Annotated in this window: 23 protein-coding genes and 1 riboswitch; of the genes, 14 read left to right on the top strand and 9 right to left on the bottom strand. The window is 72.8% G+C overall.

The window, feature by feature from the left end; all coding sequences use genetic code 11:
- Nucleotides 1-80 precede the first annotated feature (80 nt).
- On the bottom strand, nt 81-329 hold the full coding sequence (locus EDD40_RS07655) for a helix-turn-helix domain-containing protein (RefSeq protein ID WP_123742274.1): 249 nt from the start codon (nt 327-329) through the stop codon (nt 81-83).
- 143 nt (nt 330-472) lie between these two features.
- Here EDD40_RS07655 and EDD40_RS07650 point away from each other — a divergent pair, with 143 nt between their 5' ends.
- From EDD40_RS07650 to EDD40_RS07640, 3 genes are all read left to right on the top strand, one after another.
- On the top strand, nt 473-940 hold the full coding sequence (locus EDD40_RS07650) for a hypothetical protein (RefSeq protein WP_148088714.1): 468 nt from the start codon (nt 473-475) through the stop codon (nt 938-940).
- Between the two features lie 509 nt (nt 941-1,449).
- Nucleotides 1,450-1,605: a hypothetical protein gene (locus EDD40_RS41500; RefSeq protein WP_170184983.1), complete on the top strand. Its 156-nt coding sequence runs from the start codon at nt 1,450-1,452 to the stop codon at nt 1,603-1,605.
- Nucleotides 1,605-2,816 carry a tyrosine-type recombinase/integrase gene (locus EDD40_RS07640; protein WP_123742271.1) on the top strand — a complete coding sequence of 404 codons (1,212 nt, stop codon included), beginning with the start codon at nt 1,605-1,607 and terminating at the stop codon, nt 2,814-2,816. Before EDD40_RS41500 ends, EDD40_RS07640 begins: the two co-directional genes overlap by 1 nt.
- A 129-nt stretch (nt 2,817-2,945) precedes the next feature.
- Here the strand turns inward: EDD40_RS07640 and EDD40_RS07635 are convergent, their stop codons facing one another.
- Nucleotides 2,946-3,467, bottom strand: a complete 522-nt coding sequence (locus tag EDD40_RS07635) for a GbsR/MarR family transcriptional regulator (protein ID WP_246037519.1) — start codon at nt 3,465-3,467, stop codon at nt 2,946-2,948.
- Between the two features lie 94 nt (nt 3,468-3,561).
- Between EDD40_RS07635 and EDD40_RS07630 the strand changes: the two genes are divergently transcribed.
- From EDD40_RS07630 to EDD40_RS07615, 4 genes are read left to right on the top strand one after another with little or no spacing between them, the layout of a single operon-like run.
- Nucleotides 3,562-4,479, top strand: coding sequence for an ABC transporter ATP-binding protein (locus EDD40_RS07630; RefSeq protein WP_123742269.1), 918 nt, complete (start codon nt 3,562-3,564; stop codon nt 4,477-4,479).
- Entirely contained in the window at nt 4,476-6,068 is a 1,593-nt protein-coding gene (locus EDD40_RS07625) for an ABC transporter permease (RefSeq protein ID WP_123742268.1), read from the top strand. Before EDD40_RS07630 ends, EDD40_RS07625 begins: the two co-directional genes overlap by 4 nt.
- A 51-nt stretch (nt 6,069-6,119) precedes the next feature.
- Entirely contained in the window at nt 6,120-6,677 is a 558-nt protein-coding gene (locus EDD40_RS07620) for an ArsR/SmtB family transcription factor (protein ID WP_123742267.1), read from the top strand.
- The gene (locus EDD40_RS07615; protein ID WP_246037518.1) at nt 6,674-7,882 is read left to right on the top strand and encodes an MFS transporter; all 1,209 of its coding nucleotides are present in this window, start codon (nt 6,674-6,676) and stop codon (nt 7,880-7,882) included. Before EDD40_RS07620 ends, EDD40_RS07615 begins: the two co-directional genes overlap by 4 nt.
- Nucleotides 7,883-8,184: 302 nt before the next feature.
- On the opposite strand, the gene EDD40_RS07610 is transcribed toward EDD40_RS07615, so the two are convergent.
- On the bottom strand, nt 8,185-9,330 hold the full coding sequence (locus tag EDD40_RS07610) for an MFS transporter (RefSeq protein ID WP_425471138.1): 1,146 nt from the start codon (nt 9,328-9,330) through the stop codon (nt 8,185-8,187).
- 424 nt (nt 9,331-9,754) lie between these two features.
- Nucleotides 9,755-10,651, bottom strand: a complete 897-nt coding sequence (locus EDD40_RS07605; protein WP_123742265.1) for a PAC2 family protein — start codon at nt 10,649-10,651, stop codon at nt 9,755-9,757.
- Between the two features lie 535 nt (nt 10,652-11,186).
- On the opposite strand from EDD40_RS07605, the gene EDD40_RS07600 reads away from it, so the two are divergent.
- Nucleotides 11,187-11,852: an HAD family hydrolase gene (locus EDD40_RS07600; RefSeq protein WP_123742264.1), complete on the top strand. Its 666-nt coding sequence runs from the start codon at nt 11,187-11,189 to the stop codon at nt 11,850-11,852.
- Here EDD40_RS07600 and EDD40_RS07595 read toward each other — a convergent pair.
- The 3 genes from EDD40_RS07595 to EDD40_RS07585 all read right to left on the bottom strand — a co-directional run bounded on the left by EDD40_RS07595 (nt 11,841) and on the right by EDD40_RS07585 (nt 13,691).
- A complete protein-coding gene (locus EDD40_RS07595; protein WP_123742263.1) occupies nt 11,841-12,581 on the bottom strand; it encodes a CbtA family protein in 741 nt (246 codons plus the stop codon). The two genes, EDD40_RS07600 and EDD40_RS07595, sit on opposite strands and share 12 nt — an antisense overlap.
- Nucleotides 12,582-12,592: 11 nt before the next feature.
- Nucleotides 12,593-12,778, bottom strand: coding sequence for a CbtB-domain containing protein (locus tag EDD40_RS07590; RefSeq protein WP_123747838.1), 186 nt, complete (start codon nt 12,776-12,778; stop codon nt 12,593-12,595).
- 31 nt (nt 12,779-12,809) lie between these two features.
- A riboswitch (cobalamin riboswitch) is annotated at nt 12,810-12,993 on the bottom strand.
- A 47-nt stretch (nt 12,994-13,040) separates the two neighbouring features.
- Nucleotides 13,041-13,691 carry a (2Fe-2S)-binding protein gene (locus EDD40_RS07585; RefSeq protein ID WP_123742262.1) on the bottom strand — a complete coding sequence of 217 codons (651 nt, stop codon included), beginning with the start codon at nt 13,689-13,691 and terminating at the stop codon, nt 13,041-13,043.
- Nucleotides 13,692-13,709: 18 nt separating this feature from the next.
- Here EDD40_RS07585 and EDD40_RS07580 point away from each other — a divergent pair, with 18 nt between their 5' ends.
- Both EDD40_RS07580 and EDD40_RS07575 read left to right on the top strand, forming a co-directional pair.
- Nucleotides 13,710-14,513, top strand: a complete 804-nt coding sequence (locus EDD40_RS07580; RefSeq protein ID WP_123742261.1) for a LysE family transporter — start codon at nt 13,710-13,712, stop codon at nt 14,511-14,513.
- A 50-nt stretch (nt 14,514-14,563) separates the two neighbouring features.
- Nucleotides 14,564-15,319, top strand: coding sequence for a nucleotidyltransferase domain-containing protein (locus tag EDD40_RS07575; RefSeq protein WP_246037516.1), 756 nt, complete (start codon nt 14,564-14,566; stop codon nt 15,317-15,319).
- Between the two features lies 1 nt (nt 15,320).
- On the opposite strand, the gene EDD40_RS07570 is transcribed toward EDD40_RS07575, so the two are convergent.
- Nucleotides 15,321-16,496, bottom strand: a complete 1,176-nt coding sequence (locus tag EDD40_RS07570; RefSeq protein WP_123742259.1) for a GNAT family N-acetyltransferase — start codon at nt 16,494-16,496, stop codon at nt 15,321-15,323.
- A gap of 83 nt (nt 16,497-16,579) precedes the next feature.
- Between EDD40_RS07570 and EDD40_RS07565 the strand changes: the two genes are divergently transcribed.
- Genes EDD40_RS07565 through EDD40_RS07550 form a run of 4 tightly spaced genes read left to right on the top strand, consistent with a single transcriptional unit; the run spans nt 16,580 to nt 18,015 of the window.
- Nucleotides 16,580-17,032, top strand: a complete 453-nt coding sequence (locus EDD40_RS07565; protein WP_123742258.1) for an N-acetyltransferase — start codon at nt 16,580-16,582, stop codon at nt 17,030-17,032.
- Between the two features lie 10 nt (nt 17,033-17,042).
- Nucleotides 17,043-17,423 carry a hypothetical protein gene (locus EDD40_RS07560; RefSeq protein ID WP_148088713.1) on the top strand — a complete coding sequence of 127 codons (381 nt, stop codon included), beginning with the start codon at nt 17,043-17,045 and terminating at the stop codon, nt 17,421-17,423.
- Between the two features lie 44 nt (nt 17,424-17,467).
- Nucleotides 17,468-17,731, top strand: a complete 264-nt coding sequence (locus EDD40_RS07555; protein WP_123742256.1) for a phosphoribosyl-ATP diphosphatase — start codon at nt 17,468-17,470, stop codon at nt 17,729-17,731.
- A complete protein-coding gene (locus EDD40_RS07550) occupies nt 17,728-18,015 on the top strand; it encodes an antibiotic biosynthesis monooxygenase family protein (protein ID WP_123742255.1) in 288 nt (95 codons plus the stop codon). The genes EDD40_RS07555 and EDD40_RS07550 overlap by 4 nt, the downstream gene beginning before the upstream one ends.
- Here EDD40_RS07550 and EDD40_RS07545 read toward each other — a convergent pair.
- The gene (locus EDD40_RS07545) at nt 18,000-18,632 is read right to left on the bottom strand and encodes a phosphoribosyltransferase (protein ID WP_246037515.1); all 633 of its coding nucleotides are present in this window, start codon (nt 18,630-18,632) and stop codon (nt 18,000-18,002) included. The two genes, EDD40_RS07550 and EDD40_RS07545, sit on opposite strands and share 16 nt — an antisense overlap.
- Nucleotides 18,633-18,647 lie beyond the last annotated feature (15 nt).

Here is an 18,647-nt window from a genome sequence, read left to right as displayed (position 1 = left end):
GCGTCTCCTTGTCGATGGGCCGTTCGTTCCGCTCCGGGTTGCAGCCGGGGTGTGGCGGGCGGCCCTGTTGTTTTCTGTGGTCAGGCTGCGGAGGTCGCAGAGAGCAGCAGGGCCTCGGTGGGCACGTTGAAGATGCGCGCGAGGACCCTCAGCAGCCCGGGACGAGGCGTGCAGAGACCACGCTCGATCTTCGAGAGCTGCGAGTCACCCACTCGGTATCCGTGCTGTTCACAGCGCTTGGCGAGGGCTCGCAGCGACATGCCGCCGGTCTCGCGCCGGGTGCGGAGCCCGTCGCCGTCGAAGCGGTAGGAAGGTCGGCCGTGTGCCATGGCAAGACCCTAAACAGGGCAGTCGCAGAAAGCAACAGAGCAACGCAGACCTGCGGTATAGACCGCAGACCGTAGTCTTGCGGTGGCGATCGGTGACGGATCTGCGTTAATCTGCGTTGACCTATCCGGGGAACGTGGGGGGCGTGGACGTGGCTGGCCGACGGATCAGTAGTGCGGCGCGACGGCGTCTCAATGACGTGATGGACGCCCAGAGGGTGTCGCTCGGCAGGACGTGGCGGGACGTCGCCGCTCGCGGCGGTATCTCCTACGAGACTCTCCGTGCCGCACGCAACGGCAGCGGCGACATCCCCGCGCTCACCCGGGCCGCCATGGATCGCGGCCTGGATTGGCCAGCCGGGACCGTTGACGCCATCCTCGACGGCCGCGTCGAGAAAGTCGCGCAAGCGGCTGTCGTCCGGGAGAGGCAGCTCGACGCCGCAGAGGAGCGCATCGTCACCGCCACCAATCAGCAGTTCGGGGAGATGCTGCTGGAGGTGATGGCCGTGCCGACCATGACCAAGCCTGCGATCGCGAGGTGGCTCGTCGACGCGCTGGACATGCGTGACCGCTACCGCGCCGAGCAGGGAGGTGGTATCGCTCGCGGAGCGTGACTGATCGGAGACAACTCAGAGTAGAGAACGGACGCGTACCGTAACCGATGTGCATTCGAGAGTGATATTTCTACTCTGAATCGGTATTCCTACTGGCGTGGATCCGCCTTTTTGCGCAAGATCCCAGCGTGCGATCGGGTGATCGCCACTGGGCATCTAGGGGACACCATGTTGAATCCAGGCATCTGGCGCGTAGTAACCCTCGTCTTGGTTATTCCGCTGGCTGTGATGGCTACTTCCGCCTACCTTTTCGCGCCGGAGTTGCGGGCCTGGCTGGTTGTGCTGCTGCTGATCTACACCACGCACGCTTCCGCCCTCGGATGGATGATCTCCGTAGCAGTCGAGCGGGTTGTCTCACACCTTCCGTCCGGTGCGTCTCTGGTTGACGTCACTCATCGCGGCCGGCTCGGTGCGGACCGCTAGATAAGGCTTACCTTAATTACCTTGCCCGGCAGGGTAAATCATCACTGAACCTTCATTGTCCTGTCCAAAACTGAAAGGAGAAAGACATGGTCAAGGACCTCTGGTATGCGGCGAGTGACGACGGCACGCTCCAGGCCACACCGCGTCACGGCCGCGGTTGCCGCTGGAAGGCTGGGGGCTTCGCGGCGGACATAGACGCCGTCCGCCGTGCCGACCTGGCTGCCCTCGCCGGAGCCGCCTGATGGCACCACAGGACCTGTGGCTGAAGAAGGACGGCACACGGTCGGCCAGATACGGCCGTGGCAAGCGGTGGCGGGTCGCCTACGAGGACCCCAACACCGGCGAGGTCAAGACGGAGGCGTTCACCCGCAAGTCCGACGCGGAGACGTTCGAGGCCGCCATCAAGACTGACATCGCGCGTGGCCTCTATATCGACCCCGAGGCCGGGAAGATCAAAGTTCGGGACTTCGCCGAGACCTGGCGACTCAACCAGCTCCACGCCCCGCTCACGGTACAACGCACCGAAACCGCGCTCCGGCTGCACGTGCTCCCTCTGCTAGGCCACCTGTCGATGGTGTCGGTTCGCAGCTCGACCATGAAGGCATGGGTCAAGGACCGTGCCACCGTGCTCGCCCCGAGCACCCTGCGGGTGATCTATCTCGGCATCGTCGCGCCAATGTTCGAGCAGGCCGTGCTCGATCGCGTGATCGGCGTGACACCGTGCCGCGGTATCCGACTGCCCGAGGTCGAGCAGAAGGATCTCGTCGTCCCCACCCTGGAGCAGGTGCACCGAGTGGCCCAGGCGCTGCCGCGCCGGTTCCGGCCGATCCCGCTGCTCGCTGCTGGCTGCGGCTGGAGGGGCGGCGAGATATTCGGGGCCGAGGTGGACGCGTTCAACCTGCTGCACAGGCGCGCGACCGTGCGTCAGCAGATCGTGAGGGCCAACGGCGGCCCGGCCTTCCTTGCGGCGCCGAAGACCCGGCAGAGCGTCCGCATGACGCCGCTGCCCGACGTCTTGGTCGATGCCATCGGCGACCACATCGGTCGGTACGAGCCCGCCGAGGTCAAGATCGTGGACAGGACGAACCCCCGAGTCCCCCTGACGCGCACCGCTCGGCTGATGTTCAGCACGGTGACGGGCCGGCCGCTCCACAGCTCGATCTGGGCCGACATCTGGCCGGACGCGGTGGACGAGGCGGGACTCCCAGAAGGCACCGGTCTGCACGCACTAAGGCACTACTTCGCCACCGCCTTGATCGCCAACGGTGCATCGGTGAAGACCGTGCAGAAGCTGTTGGGCCACTCCAAACCGTCGACCACCCTGGACGTGTACACGGCCTTCTGGCCGGAGCAGAAGGACTCGACACGGTCGCTGCTCAACGACGCGTTCGACGGTCGTAAGTCCGATGAGGACGGAGAGGATCCGGTGGCGGAGTCTCCGGGTGGTTCGTGATCTTGTACCGCGCCCGTACCGGCTGGCCGTGATCGACGCTCCGTCGCAGGTGAAAGCCCGAGGCACGGCCGGTTGTAGCACTTGCGCCGTTAGTCGTAACTACGTCGAATCGGTCCCGATCGGGACCGATCAGGACGGCTCGGTGGGCCGGTCGGGTGAACCCGACGCGCCCAGTCGCTCGTCCCGGTACGTCCGCCAGTGCCGGAGCATGTTCGGCAGCTCGGCGTGGAAGAACTCGAAGAACATCAGGGTCTCGGAGATCCGCCTGCCCGCGGGTGTGCCGGCGCCGAGCGCGCTGATGCCCTCCCGCAGCGGTCCGGTCATCCGGCGGAGCATCTCGTCGCGGCGGAACAGCGCCTCGTACCAGAGGTCGTCGAGCACGCGGTAGATGTCGCGGCGGGTGCCCGTCTCCCGCTCGCGGCTCACCAGGCCGACCTGGGTGAGGTAGCGGACCGCGCCGGAGATGGCGGCGGGGGAGACGCGCAGCAGGTCCGCCAGCTCGGCGGAGGTCATCTCGCCGGAGTCGGCGGCCAGCAGCGCGACGAACACCCGGGCGGGCATCCTCGCCATGCCCGACTCGGTGAACACCGAGGAGAAGCGCTCGATGAAGCGCAGCACGGCCTGATCGTCCCGCTCGTCCACCTGTGTCACCGCCGGATCATCCCTTCGAGGTCCGCTGAACGGGTGGCAGTTTATACGCTTCCTTAACTTCACGACTTTGTGAAATGACTGTAACTTTCCGCGCATGACTGCTGCGATATCCGTGTCGGGCCTGGTCAAGACGTTCGGCCCGACGCGTGCACTGGACGGTCTCGACCTGACCGTCCGCGAGGGGGAGGTGCACGGCTTCCTCGGCCCCAACGGGTCGGGCAAGTCGACCACCATCCGGGTCCTGCTGGGGTTGCTGCGCGCCGACGCGGGCTCCGCGTCGCTGCTGGGCGGCGACCCGTGGCGCGACACCGCCGAGCTGCACCGCAGGCTCGCCTACGTGCCCGGCGACGTGAGCCTGTGGCCGAACCTGACCGGCGGCGAGGTCATCGACCTGCTCGGCAGGCTGCGCGGCGGGCTGGACGAGAAGCGCCGCGCCGACCTGCTGGAGCGCTTCGAGCTGGACCCGCGCAAGAAGGGCCGCACCTACTCCAAGGGCAACCGGCAGAAGGTGGCCCTGGTCGCGGCGCTGGCCTCGGACGTGGAGCTGCTGATCCTGGACGAGCCGACCTCCGGGCTGGACCCGCTGATGGAGGCCGTGTTCCAGGAGGCGGTGCACGAGCTGCGCGGCGAGCGGACGGTGCTGCTGTCCAGCCACATCCTGGCCGAGGTCGAGGCGCTGTGCGACCGGGTGAGCATCATCCGCAACGGCCGCACGGTCGAGACCGGCACGTTGGCCGACCTGCGCCACCTCACCCGCACCAGCGTCTCCGCCGAGCTCGTCGGCGCGCCCGCCGGGCTGGCCGGGCTGCCCGGCGTGCACGACCTGGTGGTCGAGGGGAACCGGGTGCGGTTCGAGGTCGACACCGACCACCTGGACGCGGCGCTGCGCGCCCTGGTCGGCAGCGGCGTGCGCACGCTGACCAGCCAACCGCCCACGCTGGAGGAGCTGTTCCTGCGCCACTACGAGGACGAGCTGCCCGCCGGGCAGGCCGAGGGGGCGATGTCGTCGTGACCGGCCTCGGCTCGCTGGTGCGCCTGGCGCTGCGCCGCGACCGGCTGCTGCTGGCCGTCTGGATCGTCGGGCTCGTCGGCATCACGCTGTCCACCGCGTCGACCGTCGGCGAGCTGTACGGCTCGGTCGAGTCGCGGCAGCAGCTGGGCGCGACGGCGGGCGGCAACCCGGCGTTCCTGGCCATGCTCGGCCCGCTGTACGACGCGTCGAGCACCGGCGGCGTGCTGGCCTGGCGGTGGGGCGTGTTCGGCGGGCTGCTGGTCGGCCTGATGTGCGCGTTCCTCATCACCCGGCACACCAGGGCGGAGGAGGAGGCGGGCCGGTTGGAGCTGATCGGCTCGGCCGTCGTCTCCCGGCACGCGCCGCCGGCCGCCGCCGTGGTGGTCGCGCTGCTGGCGAGCACGGTGATCGGGCTGCTCGTCGCGCTCGGCCTGACCGGGCTCGGCGAGTCGGCGTCCGGGTCGTTCGCGCTCGGCCTCGCGCTCGCCTCCGTCGGCTGGGTGTTCACCGGTGTCGGCGCGGTCAGCGCGCAGCTGTCGGAGAGCGCCCGCACGGCCAACTCGATCTCCGGCGCGGTGCTCGGCGTCGCCTACCTGCTGCGCGCCGTCGGCGACGCGGCGGGCGACGAGGGCCCGACGTGGCTGACCTGGCTGTCGCCGCTGGGGTGGCTGGAGCGGACGCGGGCCTTCGCGGGCGACCGGTTCTGGGTGCTGGTGCTGCCGGTGGTGTCGTTCGCGGCGCTGATCGCGGTCGCGGCCGTGCTGGTGGCCAGGCGCGACCACGGCGGCGGCCTGCTGCCGACCCGGCTCGGCCCGGCCCGCGCGCCCGGCTCGCTGGGCAGCGCGTTCGGCCTGGCCTGGCGGTTGCAGCGGGGCACGCTGATCGGCTGGACGCTGAGCCTGTTCGCGCTCGGCGTCGTGTACGGGTCGGTCGCGCGGGGCGTCGAGCAGATGCTGGAGGCCAACCCCGCCCTGCAGAAGATCATCTCCCAGATGGGCGGGGCGGGCGCGATCGTGGACGTCTACCTGGCGTCGATCATCGGCATCATCGCCCTGTTCAGCGCGATCTACGTGGTGCAGTCGACGTTGCGGCTGCGCACCGAGGAGACCGCGTTCCGCGCCGAGCCGGTGCTGGCCACGCCGGTCAGCCGGTTCGCGTGGGTCGGCAGCCACGTGCTGTTCGCCACCGCCGGCACGGCCGTCGTGCTGGCCGCCGCCGGGTTGGGCGCGGGGCTGGTGCACGGCACGCGCGTCGGCGACGTCGGGGGCCAGGTCGTGCGGCTGGTCGGCGCCGCGTTGGCGCACGTCCCGGCGGTGTGGGTGGTCGCGGGCCTGGCGCTGGCGCTGTTCGCGCTGGTCCCGAAGCTGGCGTCGGCGAGCTGGGCGGTGATCGTGGTGTTCCTGGTGCTGGGCCAGCTCGGGCCGCTGCTCCAGCTCGACCAGTGGGCGATGGACCTGTCGCCGTTCACGCACATCCCCAAGGTGCCGGGCGCGGAGCTGACGGCGACCCCGTTGCTGTGGTTGACGCTGGTCGCGGTGACCCTGGGGGCGATCGGGTTCGCCGGGTTCCGCAGGCGGGACGTCGGCTGAGGATCTGAAGGCCTCTTTCGAAAGATTCCTTTCAGGTATACCGTCGGGGTCATGGACCTCCCAGGGCCCCGACGGGTCACCGATGTCGACGCGCTCAAGGCGCTGGCGCACCCGCTGCGCGTGTCGTTGCTCAACCACCTGCTGGCCGTCGGCCCCCGCACGGCGAGCGAGTGCGCCGAAGCGGTCGGGTCGACCGCGTCCAACTGCAGCTGGCACCTGCGCCAACTGGCGAAGTCCGGCCACGTCGAGCGGGTCGAGGCGGGCGACGGGCGCGAACGGCCGTGGCGGGCCACCTCGGTCGGCTACGACGTCGGCGCGTTCGACGACGACCCCGAAGTGCGCGCCCAGCAGGACGCGCTGATCGCGATCGGCCTCAACGAGGACAACCGGCTGGCGCAGCGGTTCCTCGACCGGCAGCACGAGCTGCCGCGCGAGTGGCTCGAAGCGTCCGCGATGCACGGCTACACGGTCACCGTGACCGCCGAAGAGCTCTCCGGGCTGCTCGGCATGATCGACGACATCCTGCGGCCGTACCTGGCGCCGGTGCGCCGGGACGCGCCCGAAGGCGCACAGCCCGCCCACGTCGGCATCCGGGCGTTCCCCCGGTGAGCGGTCGGGCGAACGGCCCGCTGGGCGTGCCCGCGTTCCGCCGGCTGTGGATCGCCGGGTTCGTCTCCGAGATCGGCGACTGGGTGGTGCTCGTCGCCCTGCCGGTCTACGTCTACCAGCGCACCGGGTCGGCGGCGGCGACCGCGACGACGTTCGTGGTCGCGCTGCTGCCGGGCCTGGCGCTGTCGCCGCTGGCCGGCGTGCTGGCCGACCGCTGGGACCGGCGGAAGCTGATGCTCCTGGTCAGCCTCGCGCAAGCGGTCACCCTGCTGCCGCTGCTCACCGGCGACCTCGTGCTGGTGAACGTGGTGACGGCCGTGCAGGCCGCGCTGGCGGCGCTGTTCGAACCCGCCAAGAACGCGTTGCTGCCGACGCTGGTGCCACGCGAGCAGGTGCCGGCGGCCAACGGGCTGGTGGCGCTGAACGCCAACCTGGCGCGACTGGTCGGCGCGTCCCTGGGCGGCCTGCTCCTCGGCTGCACCGGGCTGCCCGGCGTGGTGCTGGCGGACGTGGCGTCGTTCCTGCTCGCGGCGGCCCTGCTCGCGACGCTCGGCACCACCGACCCGGTGCGCGCCTCGGGCGGACCCGCGTGGCGGGCCTGGCTGGACGGCCTGCGCGAGATCCGCGGCCCGTTGCGGCCGATGGTCGCCGTGGTCGGGTTGATGGCCACCGGCCAAGGACTGTTCGTGGTGCTGTTCGTGGTGTTCGTGACCGAACGGCTCGGCGGCGGCGCGGCCGAGGTGGGGTTGCTGCGCGGCGTCCAGGCGGTCGGCGGGCTCCTCGGCGGCCTGCTGGTCGGCGCGCTGGCCCGCCGGCTCGAACCCGGCAGGCTCCTCGGCGCGTCACTGGTCGGTTTCGCCGCGGTCGCCGCGCTCGGCTGGAACGGTCCGCACGTGACCACCGCGCTGGTGTTCTACCTGGCCGCGTTCGTCGTGGTGGGCGTGCCGGGCGTGGTCGCGGGCGCCGGGATGATGTCGGTGCTCCAGCTGCACGCCCCCGACGAGGTGCGCGGCCGGGTGATGGCGACGTTCGTCAGCCTCTACGACGGCGGGCAGGCGCTCGGCATGGTGCTCGCCGGCGCCCTCACCCCCGTCCTCGGCCTGTCCGCGCTGCTCAACGCCCAGGCCGCGCTCTACCTGGCGGCCGGTGTGCTGGCGCTGGCCACCCTCGACACCCGGACCCCGGTCAGCCGTCCGGGAACGTGATGTCGAGCCGGGCCGGCCGCTCCGGGTCGCGCGAGGTCTCCAGCACCGGATCCGGCCGCGCGCGATGGTGGGCACCGCCACCGAGATCACCTCGCCGACCACCTCGGCCTCGCTCGCCGAGCCCGGCAGCCGGTGGGCCACCGCCCGAGGTGGCCCCGGTGCCGCTCGAACTCCGCCGCCAGGAACTCGCGCTCGTCCATCCGTCACATCCTTCCGCTTCCCGGTGTCAGGGACGTTGACCCGTGAAAGCGCGCCGACGTCAACGTGGCCGTGCGGGAGCGGGGCTGGAACAGCTGAGGCGCTCACCGCCGCGGTCGGCGGCCGAGCAGCAGCACGGGCGGCACGGCCAGCACCAGGCCGGCGGGCACGAGGAACGCGCTCACCGGGTCGAGGTGGTACAGCGGCACGAACGCCACCGGCGCCACCGCGCCACCCAGGAACCGCAGCGACTGCACCACCGACACCGCGCCGCCCCGGTTCGCGTCGCCCGAGGACAGCGCCAGCGCGTTCAGCCCGACGATCACCGCCTGGCTGAACGCGCCCGCCGCCGCCCACAGCGCCCCGACCGCCACCACCGACGGCAGCACGCCCACACCGACCAGCAGCACCCCGCCGACCGCCGCGCCGAACACCGCCCACCGCCGTGCGCCGAACCGGTCGATCGCCCACCCGGTCAGCCGCGCGGTGAAGATCCCGACCAGCCCGAACCCGGTCAGCACCAGCCCGCGCTGCCCCGCGCCGAACCCGAACGTGTCACCCAGCCGCAGGGCGACCAGGAACGACACCCCGCCCAGGCACCCCCAGGCCACGAACCCGACCGCGGCCAACCGCAACGTCCGGGCCCGCCACGCGCTGCGCAACCTCGGCCGCTCGCCCTCGCGCGGCAGGTCGGCGGGCAACCCGACCACCGCCAACGCGGCCGCCACCACCGCCGCGCCCACGAACGCCCACCGCCACGACGCCTCGGCCGCCAGCCCGCCCAGCAGCGGCGCCGACGTCTGCCCGGCAGCCTGCATGGACGCGAACACGCCCAGCGCCCGCCCCAACCGGGCCTTCGGCGTCACCGCCGCGATCGCCGCCAGCAGCAGGGGAGTGGTGAACGCGTTCGCCGCCCCCTGCACGGCCCGCCCGCCCATCAGCACCGGGAACGACCACGACACCGCGCACAACGCGGACGCCAGGACGTAGACGGCGTAGGCGACCCGAACGGTCCGCCGCGCGCCCCACCGCTCACCCAACGTGCCGGAGACCAGCATGAGCAGCGCGAACGGCACCAGGTACCCGGTCAGCGTGGCCGCCGCCGTGCCGGCCGGGACACCGAAGTCCCCGCCCACCTCGGGCAGCACGGACGCCGTCATCGCGCCACCGAAGGGCCCCAGGAACCCACCCGCGTACAACGCCGCCACCCGGACCCGGGACCGGGACTTGTCCACAGGAGCCGACTTCACCGGCGACATCGCCGGCCCTGCGTGGCAGGGTAAAAGCAGGGGCCCCCTGGGCGAGTACCTCTGCGAAGCCGCGCGGTCCGGCCGAGCCGGGTGGCTGTCCCGCCGAGCCGGGTCGCTGTGGGGCCGAACCTGGTCGTGGTGGGGCCGCGCCGGGCGGCGGTCCGGTCGAGCCCGGTCGCGGTCCGGTCGAGTCGCGTGGCTGTGCGGCTGAGTCGGGTGGCTGTCCCGCCGAGCCGGGTGGCTGTGCGGCTGAGTCGGGTGGCTGTCCCGCCGAGCCGGGTGGCTGTGCGGTCGAGTCGGGTCGCGGTGGGGCCGAGCCGGGTGGCGGCCAGGTCGAGTCGGATCCTGGTCCGGCCGAGTCGGGTCGTGGTCCGGCGAAGCCGCGTGGTCCGGCCAGGCCCGGTCGTGGTGCGGCCGGGCCCGGTCACATCCCGGTCGGCCCGCGTCCGGGGCCCCGGCCACGCCGCCGCAGGTACCGCTCGAACTCGGCGGCGATCGCGTCGCCGCTCGCCTCGGTGATCTGGATCTCCGCGTCCCCGCGCTCCTCCAACGCCCGCACGTAGTTGCGCACGTCCTCGTCCTCGTCGGCCATCTCGCTGACCGTGCGCTCCCACTCCTCGGCCTGCTCGGGCAGCGCGCCGAGCGGCACCTCGACGTCCAGCACCTCCTCGACCCGGTGCAGCAGCGCGAGCGTCGCCTTCGGCGAGGGCGGCTGGGAGACGTAGTGCGGCACGGCCGCCCAGAACGACATCGCGGGCACGCCCGCCTGCACGCACAAGTCCTGGAACACGCCGACGATCCCGGTCGGCCCCTCGTACCGGGACCGCTCCAGCCCGTACTTCGCCGCCGCCGCCTCGTCGTACGCCGTGCCCGTCACGGGCACCGGCCGGGTGTGCGGGGTGTCCATCAGCAGCGCACCCAGCGTGACGACGGTGGTCACGCCGAGGTCCTCGATGTGGCCGAGCAGCTCGGCGGCGAACTTCCGCCACCGCATGTTCGGCTCGATGCCGTGCACGAGCACCACGTCGGTGGACGACCCGGGCGGCCGGCAGACGGACAGGCGCGTCGTCGGGAATTCAACCCGTCGGGTGACGCCGTCCACCATGCGGACCGTGGGTCGCGTCACCTGGAAGTCGTAGTAGTCGTCCGGATCGATCTCCACCAGCGGCGTCGCGTCCCACGTGAGTTGCAGGTGTTCGATCGCCGTGCTGGCGGCGTCGCCAGCGTCGTTCCACCCCTCGAACGCCGCCACCATGATCGGGTTGGTGAGCGGTTTGCTGGGGTCGAAGGGGGTCTGGGCGGCCTCGTCCGGATCGGTCACGCGGCCAGACTACGACCACTGCCGCACACCCGACGCCGTAGGCTTGGCGCATGTCGGTTCGTGTCACGCCGCCTCTCGCGGGCGCGCCCGCCGACCGCGTCCCCGTCGCGGGCCGCGCGACGAACGCCATCACGCGACCCGCCGCGCCGATCCCGGGTGATCGCGCAGGTCAAGGGGGTCGCACCAAGATCCTCGCCGGCACGGGGGCCGGCGGCGCGCGCCGGGTGGTCGGGCCCGCTCCGGGGCGGGCGCGGCCGCCGTGGGGACCGACACCTTCGGGGCCGATCGCGCGGACCTGGTCACGTTCGGCGGCCCGGGGAAGATCGTCGGACCGTCACGTCGGGGTGCCGAACCCCCACGTGAGGCCTCTGAGGAGCACGGCCGCGGCGCGGTCACCGGTCCGGCCGGAGCAGGTCCAGCCGACCACCCTCGATCACACTCCGTGCGCAACACTGCGGGATACTTACGTCGAACAGGTGAATGGCGGGTTCGTGGCGCACCACCCGGAAGCGAAGTACTTCAACGAAGGACGTACATGACGGTCGAGGCTGTGCTGTGGGACATGGACGGCACGCTGCTGGACTCCGAGAAGCTGTGGGACATCCCGCTCCACGAGTTCGTCGAGAAGCTGGGCGGCACGTTGTCGCTCGCGACCAGGCAGGCGATGGTCGGGTCGAGCGTGCCCCGGACGATGTCGATGCTGTTCGCGGAAGTGGGCGTCGAGCACCCCTCCGAGGAGGAGGTCGCCGACGGCGCGGCCTGGATCATGCGGCGCACCGAGGAGGTGTTCCGCGCCGGCCTGCCGTGGCGGCCGGGCGCGCGCGAGGCGTTGCGCGCGGTCCGCGACTCGGGTGTGCCGATGGCCCTGGTGACGTCGACCGAGCGGCAGCTGACCGAGGTGGCGCTGGACACCATCGGGCGTGACCTGTTCGACGCCACGGTGTGCGGCGACGAGGTCGAGCGCCGCAACAAGCCGCTGCCCGACCCGTACCTGCGGGCCGCCCGGCTGCTCGGCGTCGACCCGACCCGGTGCGTCGCGATCGAGGACTCGCCCACCGGCGTCGCCTCCGCCGTGGCCGCCGGCTGCACCGTCCTGGTCGTGCCGTGCGACGTGCCGGTGGAGCAGGGCGAACGCCGCGTGTTCCGCGAGTCCCTGGTGGGCGTGGACCTCACGACGCTCGCCCCGCTGCTACAGCGCTGACACCCGCTTCGCCCGCCGCGTGGCCGGGTCCACGAGCAGGCCGAACACGACGCCGAGACCGAGCCACAGCGTGGCCGTCTCGGCGAGCGACGCGAGCCGGAACTCCCACAGCACGCCGCCCGGCAGGTCGGACGGCACCGCGTCCGGCGTCGCCGGGAACGCGACGAGCAGCACCACCACCGCCGCCACCACGGCCGACGCCACGGCGGTGGCCCGCACCGGCGCGCCGAGGTGGCCCAACCGGGAGGCCAGGTGGCTCGCGCCGACCGCCACCAGCAGCCCGGCCGCGATCAGCCCCAGGTAGAGCACCGTGCGGTACTCCACCGTGGCCGGGTCGCCCACCGCGGGCGGGTTCGCCGGGTACTTCACCGCCGGCAGCAACGCCGCCGCGCCGAACGCCGCCGCCGACAGCGCCACCGCCCGGACGAACGGTGCCTTCGACGTGAACCAGCGCCGCGACCCCGCGTAGGCGGTGGCGAACAGCGCGCCGACGGCCAGACCCACCACCACCGCGGCGAGCACACCGCCGACCACCTGCGTGCCGCGGCTGAACAGCTCGCCGTGCCCGTGACCCGCGTCGGGCGCGTCGGGCCGCGCCTGCTCGACGGCCAGCGCCGCCCGGATCGGCGCCTCGACCACCAGCACGCCGACCAGGCCCGCGAGCAACCCGGCCACCGCGCCCGCGCCGACACCGCGCAGCAGCAGGCCTTTGTACGTGTTCGTCGACATGGCGGCCGCGCCTAGTGGCACGGGACGCCGAGCGCGTGGCGCCCGTCGTGGAAGAACTCGTGCACGGTCTCGGCGGCGTGGCCGAGCGCGATGCCGTTCTCCTGAAGGACCAGCCAGGTCACGGTCAACGCGACCAGGGCGACGGCGTAGGCCCACTTGGGGATGGGAGTGGGAAGGGGGTGCGCGGGGCTCGTCATGACGGCCTCCTCCATACCTCGTGGAAGGTCAACAACAACTCGTGCCGCAGCCGGTCTCCTGACTCCCGGATCGACGCCGTCCCCGCGTCTTCCCAGCCGCCTCACGCGGCCAGTGACGTTCTCGGCGGGTTGGCTCCCCGGTCACAGTGGCGAGGACCGCGCCGGATTCACACCGGCTTCCCGTCCACTGCGGCGCTGCGACCGTAGAGGCGGATCGCGGGCCGGCACAACCGACCAGACGAGTTGTCGTGCTCCTCCCGCCTCAGCGCGGCGACAGCGGGCAGTCCCCGCACGTGCCGCCGCCGTCGAGCCGGTAGTACAGGCAGCAGCTGCGCCGCCGGAACGCGATCTCGCCGGGGAACGGGATGAACTCGCCGGTGCCCTGGAGCGGCGGGTCGGCGAACAGCTCGTCCGCCAACGCGACGCAGTCGACGCCGCTGCGGCTGATCGTGCGCAGCGCGCCCGCCGCGGACGACCCGGCGTTGCCCCAGAGCAGGCCGCGGGCCACCGACGTGGCCGCGTGCACCGCCTCCACCACCGGCTCCAGCGACTCGGCGACGCCGACGCCGGCGACCGGGTCCTTGAGCCGGACCTGGAGCCCTTCCGGGGTGTAGCGCCACCACAGGTTGCCGGGTCGGATGTCGGGCACCGCCCCGCCGACCGCGCGCGCCGCGACGACCGGGCTCAGCAGCCGCGCGGTGTAGCCGAGGAAGAACAGCGACCCGGCGACCCGCCGTTCCCGGGTGCGGTAGCGGGCGGAGATCAGGTCGAGGGTGTCGGGCAGGGCGGTGCCGTGCGACAGGGCCGCGCCGTCGTGCCAGGTGTCGTCGGGCCGGCCGACGTCCAGGGCGAAGAACGGGCTGAGGCCGCGGATCTGCCGCAGGGTGGCCAGGACACGGGCGAACTCGGACACGTGGCCTAGTCTGCCGCCGTGGACGCACTGGGGTTGGGACTGGCCCTCGGCTTGGCCGCGAGCATCAGCCCCGGCCCGCTGTTGGTGCTGGTGGTGACGTCGGCGCTGAGGTCGGGCTGGAGGGCGGGCAGCCTGACCGCCTGCGCGCCACTGCTCTCGGACGCCGTCGTGGTCGCCGTGACCCTGCTCCTGCTGGACCGCCTGCCCGGACGCGCGCTGGGCGTGCTCGGCGTCGTCGGCGCGGTGTTCGTGGTGTGGACCGGCGTGCAGACCGTCCGGGACGCGCGATCCGCCTCCCTGACCGACCGCCCCCCGACTCCGGGGGACCGCGCGTCGCGGCAGACCCCGGAACCCCTGGCCTCACCGGCGACACCGGCAGACCAGGCTTCGCCGGCGCCGCCGGAAGACCACGCTTCACCGCCGCTGGAAGACCACGCTTCGCAGGGGTCGCCGCCCAGGGGATCCCTGAATTCGATTCTACCGCCGGGGTCCGACAATTCCGGCTCCGCGGAGGTCGCGGTCCTGCGGCGGGCGGTGGTGGTGAACCTGCTCAGCCCCCACCCGTGGATCGCGTGGGCGACGGCGCTCGGTCCCCTCACCGTCACCACCTGGCGCGCGTCGGCGGGCGCGGGGGTGGGGTTGCTGGTCGGGTTCTACCTCACCCTGGTCGGCGGCAAGGTGGTGATCGCGCTGCTCGTCGCCCGCGGCCGTCGCCGGCTGAACGACACCGGCTACCGGAGGGCCCTCACCGCCGCCGGCGCGCTGCTGGTGCTCGCGGGCGTGGCGATGGGCGTCGAGTTCGCCACCCTGTGGTCGAGCTGACGCGGTAATCGAGCTGACGCGACCCCGGTCCCGCGACTATGCATGTCGGCGTGCACCCGACCGACGCGACGTTCCTCGACCACCTCGCCGACCGGCTGGCGGCCCTGCCCGCCGTGCACGCGGTCACCCTCGGCGGGTCGCGCGCCCAAGGCACCCACACCCCGGACAGCGACTGGGACCTCGCCGTCTACTACCGGGGCGGCTTCGACCCCGCCGACCTGCGCGCGATCGGCTGGCAGGGCGAGGTCTCGGAGGTCGGCGCGTGGGGCGGCGGCGTGTTCAACGGCGGCGCCTGGCTCACCGTCGACGGCCGGCGCGTCGACGTCCACTACCGCGACCTCGCCGTGGTCGAGCACGAGCTCGCCGAGGCCGAACGGGGCCGCTTCCACTGGGAGCCGCTGATGTTCCACCTCGCCGGCATCCCGAGCTACCTGGTCGTCGGCGAACTCGCGCTCAACCGGGTGCTGCGCGGCGCCCTGCCCCGCCCGACCTACCCGGAGGCGCTGCGCGCGGCGGCGCCGCCGGTGTGGCGCGGGAAAGCGGCCCTGACCCTCGACTACGCCCTGTCCGCGCACGCGCCCAGCGGACGGCTGGCCGAAGTCGCGGCCACGCTGGTCACCGCCGCCCTGCAGACCGGGCACGCGGTCCTCGCGGCCCGCGGCCAGTGGACGACGAACGAGAAGCGGCTCCTGCGGGACGCGGGACTGCGCGGTGTCGACGCGATCGTGGCGGGACTGCGGCCGGAGCCCGAGGCGTTGACCCGGTCGATCACGCGGGCGCGGGAGCTGTTCCGGACCGCCACCTGACCTACACCAGGTAGAACGTCATCAGGTCGCCGCGCACCGGCGGGAACAGGGCCCGCATCAGCTCGGCGTCCGGGCCCGGGTACACGTCCGGGAACCGCTCGGTCAGGCCCTCGATCCCGTGCGGCCCGAACAGCAGCGACGCCAGCAGGTCCGGCGCCACGCCCGCGCCACCGGCCGCGCCCGGCGCCTGCATCCGCCCGCCCTGCACCACCGGGCCGACCTCGCCCGCCCCGAACGGCAGCCGCACGTGCGACCGGTAGAACGAGACGACCGCCTCGCCTTCCCGATCGGCGAACCCGGCCGCCGCCAACCGCCGCCCGAACACCGGCCGCAGGCGCTCCAGCACCGCGACCGGGTCGCCGATCCGCACGTAGTACGAGTTCGCCTCCCTCGCCGCGGGCCCGAGGAACGGCTCCAGCGCCGCACCCGCCACCGACCCGGGCCGCTCGGTCACCTCGGCGGCCCCGGTCAGCGCGAGCAGCGCGTGCGCCGCCGCCTCGTCCACGGCCGCCACCTCGCCCAGCCGACCGCCTTCCTCCGGCGGGGTGGTGCGACCCGTGGCGACCGGCACGCCGTCGCGCTCCACCAGCCACTGCGTGCTGCCGTCCCGCGCCACCAACCACCGCCACAAGGCGGGGGAGTGCGGCATCCGCAGCTCGGCCCGCGCCTGTTCGGCGTCCTGGAGCCGGGCCATCGCCGGGATGTCCGGGACACCCGCCTCGCGCAACGCGTGCCCGCCGCCGTCGGGACGGCTCGTCACCGGCCGGGTGGGCCGGATCGGGATCGCGTAGGTGTAGCCGAACAGGCGGTAGAAGTACGGGACGCCGATCATCACGTTCACCAGCTGACCCCGCGCGGCGGACCGCTCGTGCGCCCAGCCCATCAGCGCGCGCACCAGCCCGCGGCCCTCGTAGTCGCGGTGCGTGGCGACCAGCTCGACCTGGCCCGCCGGGAGCCGCACCCCGTCGAGCACCAGCGTCTCGTCCAGCAGGGTCGCGGTCGAGACGACCTTGTCGCCGTCCACGACGACCGCGCACGCCTCCCAGCCCGTGTCCGGGTCCTCCACCACCAGGCGGTGGTCGACGGCGTCCGCCGGCTCGCCCCGGTCGGCCAGCAGCGCGCCGATCTGGTCGAGGTCGTCCGGGCGCGCGGTCCGCAGCACCAGCCCATCGGTCATCAGGGCAGTGTGTTGGGGGTGTCGGACGTCGCGCCACCGTTTTTCGGTGGCGACACCAGCCCTGCCCGCGCAGAATCCGCGCCATGCCCTGGCTCCCCGCTGACTTCGCCCACCCGACCCGCGTCCCGCTCGACGCCGAGCACCACCTGAGGCCCATCCGCGAGTCCGATGTGGACGTCGACTACCCCGCCGTGATGGGCTCGCGGCAGCGGCTCTGGTCGCTCTACGGCGAGAAGTGGGGCTGGCCGCCCGCCCACATGACCCACGAGCAGGACCGCGTCGACCTCGCCCGGCACGAACGGGAGCAGGACGCGCACGAGTCGTTCAACTACGCGCTCTTCGACGCCGACGAGACCGAGCTGCGCGGGTGCGTCTACATCGACCCCGTCGACGACGAGGAGGGCGTCGACGCGCGGATCTCGTGGTGGGTCGTGGACGACCGCGTGGGCACCGACCTGGAACGCGCGCTGGACGCGTTCGTGCCGAGGTGGATCGCCGAGGTGTGGCCCTTCGCCGGCCCGCACTACGGCATCTAGGGTTCGCCCGGTGACCCCCTTGGCCAAGTGGACCATCGTCTCGATCTGCCTCACCGTGCTGGCCGTGCTCGTGCCGTGGGCGACCTACGGCGACATCGACGTCGAGCTGTCCCGCTTGCCGCTGTGGTGGGCCTACCTCGGCGCGGCGGTCGCGGCGCACGCGTCGGCGAAGGTCGCCTGGCCGGTCTCGGCGGGGTTCGCGGTGGTCGCGGTGGCGGCGGCGGTGGTCGTCGCGACCGGCTACGACGAGGCGTCCCACGTCTTCGGGCACGTCGTGCCGGTGGTCGGGCCGCGTCCCGGACCGGGTGTGGTGTTCGCGGTGGCGTCGGCGGTGGCCCAGGTGGCGGGTCTGCGGGCCCGGGTCCGCGCCGCGCGGCCGGTCACCGCCTGACCTGGGTGCCTGCGGCCGTTCGGGGGATGGGAGGATCAGCTCCCGTGAAGACCTTCGACGAGCTGTTCGCCGAGCTGAGCGAACGCGCACGCACCCGCCCTGAGGGCTCCGCCACCGCCGCGGCTCTGGAGGCCGGGGTGCATGCGCAGGGCAAGAAGGTGCTGGAGGAGGCCGGCGAGGTCTGGATCGCCGCGGAGCACGAGTCCGACGAGCGCCTGGCCGAAGAGGTCTCGCAGCTGCTGTACCGGGTGCAGGTGCTGATGCTCGGCCGCGGTCTCACCCTCGAAGACGTCTACCGGCACCTGTGATCCTGGAAGTCGCCGCGCTCGACGTCCGCCCCGGCCTGGAGGCGGACTTCGAGCGGGCCTTCGACCAGGCGCGGGAGGTCATCGCCCGGTCGCCCGGGTTCGTCTCGCTCGACCTGCGGCGGTCGGTCGAGCACCCGTCCCGGTACCTGCTGCTGGTGGGGTGGGAACGGCTGGAGGACCACACGGTCGGTTTCCGGCAGGGCCCGCTGTACCCGCGCTGGAAAGCGCTGCTGCACCACTTCTACGACCCGTTCCCGACCGTCGAGCACTACCGCGTGCCCTGACGGCGCAGCAGCCCGACGACCTGGTCGTCGGTGGTCTGGTCGAAGTGGCCGTAGAACCGGCCGACCGCCCGGAAATCCGTCCGCGGGTGCGGGCAGACCACCAGGTCGGCGTCCGCGCGCAGGGCCCGCACCCCCTCCGCCGAGCCCACCGGCACCGCGAGCACCAAGCGCCGCGGGTCCTGCCCCCGGGCTTCGCGCAACGCGGCCCGGGCCGTCACGCCGGTGGCGAGGCCGTCGTCCACCACCAGCACGTCACGGCCTTCGAGCCGCACCGGACCGGCGCGGTACAGCTCCAGCCGCCGCCGGGCCTCCCGCCGCTCGGCCTCGCACGTCTCGGCCAGGTCCTCGCGGGTGAGGCCCAGCACGCGCAGCGCCTCGTCGTCGTAGATCGGCTCGCCGGCCGCGGTGACCGCCCCGACGCCGTACTCGGGGTGGCCGGGCGCGCCGATCTTGCGCGCGACGGCCACGTCCAGCTCACCGCCCAACGCCGAGGCGACCTCGAACGCCACCGGCACCCCGCCGCGCGCCAACCCGAGCACCAGGGGATCGGTCCACGACTCGCCGGCCAGCGCCCGGGCGAGCACCCGGCCGGCGTCGGAGCGGTCCGCGAACCTCACCACCCCATGGTGCCC

The organism is Saccharothrix texasensis (assembly GCF_003752005.1).
In the GTDB taxonomy this organism is placed as follows: domain Bacteria; phylum Actinomycetota; class Actinomycetes; order Mycobacteriales; family Pseudonocardiaceae; genus Actinosynnema; species Actinosynnema texasense.
The sequence above is the reverse complement of the archived record's forward strand: the minus strand, read 5'-3'. Positions and strand labels throughout refer to the sequence as shown.

Bases quoted from the DNA above. Each gene is read 5' to 3' on its own strand.
- EDD40_RS07565 (WP_123742258.1), top strand. From the start codon at position 16,580: ATGCCCTGGCTCCCCGCTGACTTCGCCCACCCGACCCGCGTCCCGCTC.
- EDD40_RS07655 (WP_123742274.1), bottom strand. From the start codon at position 329: ATGGCACACGGCCGACCTTCCTACCGCTTCGACGGCGACGGGCTCCGC.
- EDD40_RS07570 (WP_123742259.1), bottom strand. From the start codon at position 16,496: ATGACCGATGGGCTGGTGCTGCGGACCGCGCGCCCGGACGACCTCGAC.
- EDD40_RS07620 (WP_123742267.1), top strand. From the start codon at position 6,120: ATGGACCTCCCAGGGCCCCGACGGGTCACCGATGTCGACGCGCTCAAG.
- EDD40_RS07600 (WP_123742264.1), top strand. From the start codon at position 11,187: ATGACGGTCGAGGCTGTGCTGTGGGACATGGACGGCACGCTGCTGGAC.
- EDD40_RS07590 (WP_123747838.1), bottom strand. From the start codon at position 12,778: ATGACGAGCCCCGCGCACCCCCTTCCCACTCCCATCCCCAAGTGGGCC.
- EDD40_RS07595 (WP_123742263.1), bottom strand. From the start codon at position 12,581: ATGTCGACGAACACGTACAAAGGCCTGCTGCTGCGCGGTGTCGGCGCG.
- EDD40_RS07630 (WP_123742269.1), top strand. From the start codon at position 3,562: ATGACTGCTGCGATATCCGTGTCGGGCCTGGTCAAGACGTTCGGCCCG.
- EDD40_RS41500 (WP_170184983.1), top strand. From the start codon at position 1,450: ATGGTCAAGGACCTCTGGTATGCGGCGAGTGACGACGGCACGCTCCAG.
- EDD40_RS07640 (WP_123742271.1), top strand. From the start codon at position 1,605: ATGGCACCACAGGACCTGTGGCTGAAGAAGGACGGCACACGGTCGGCC.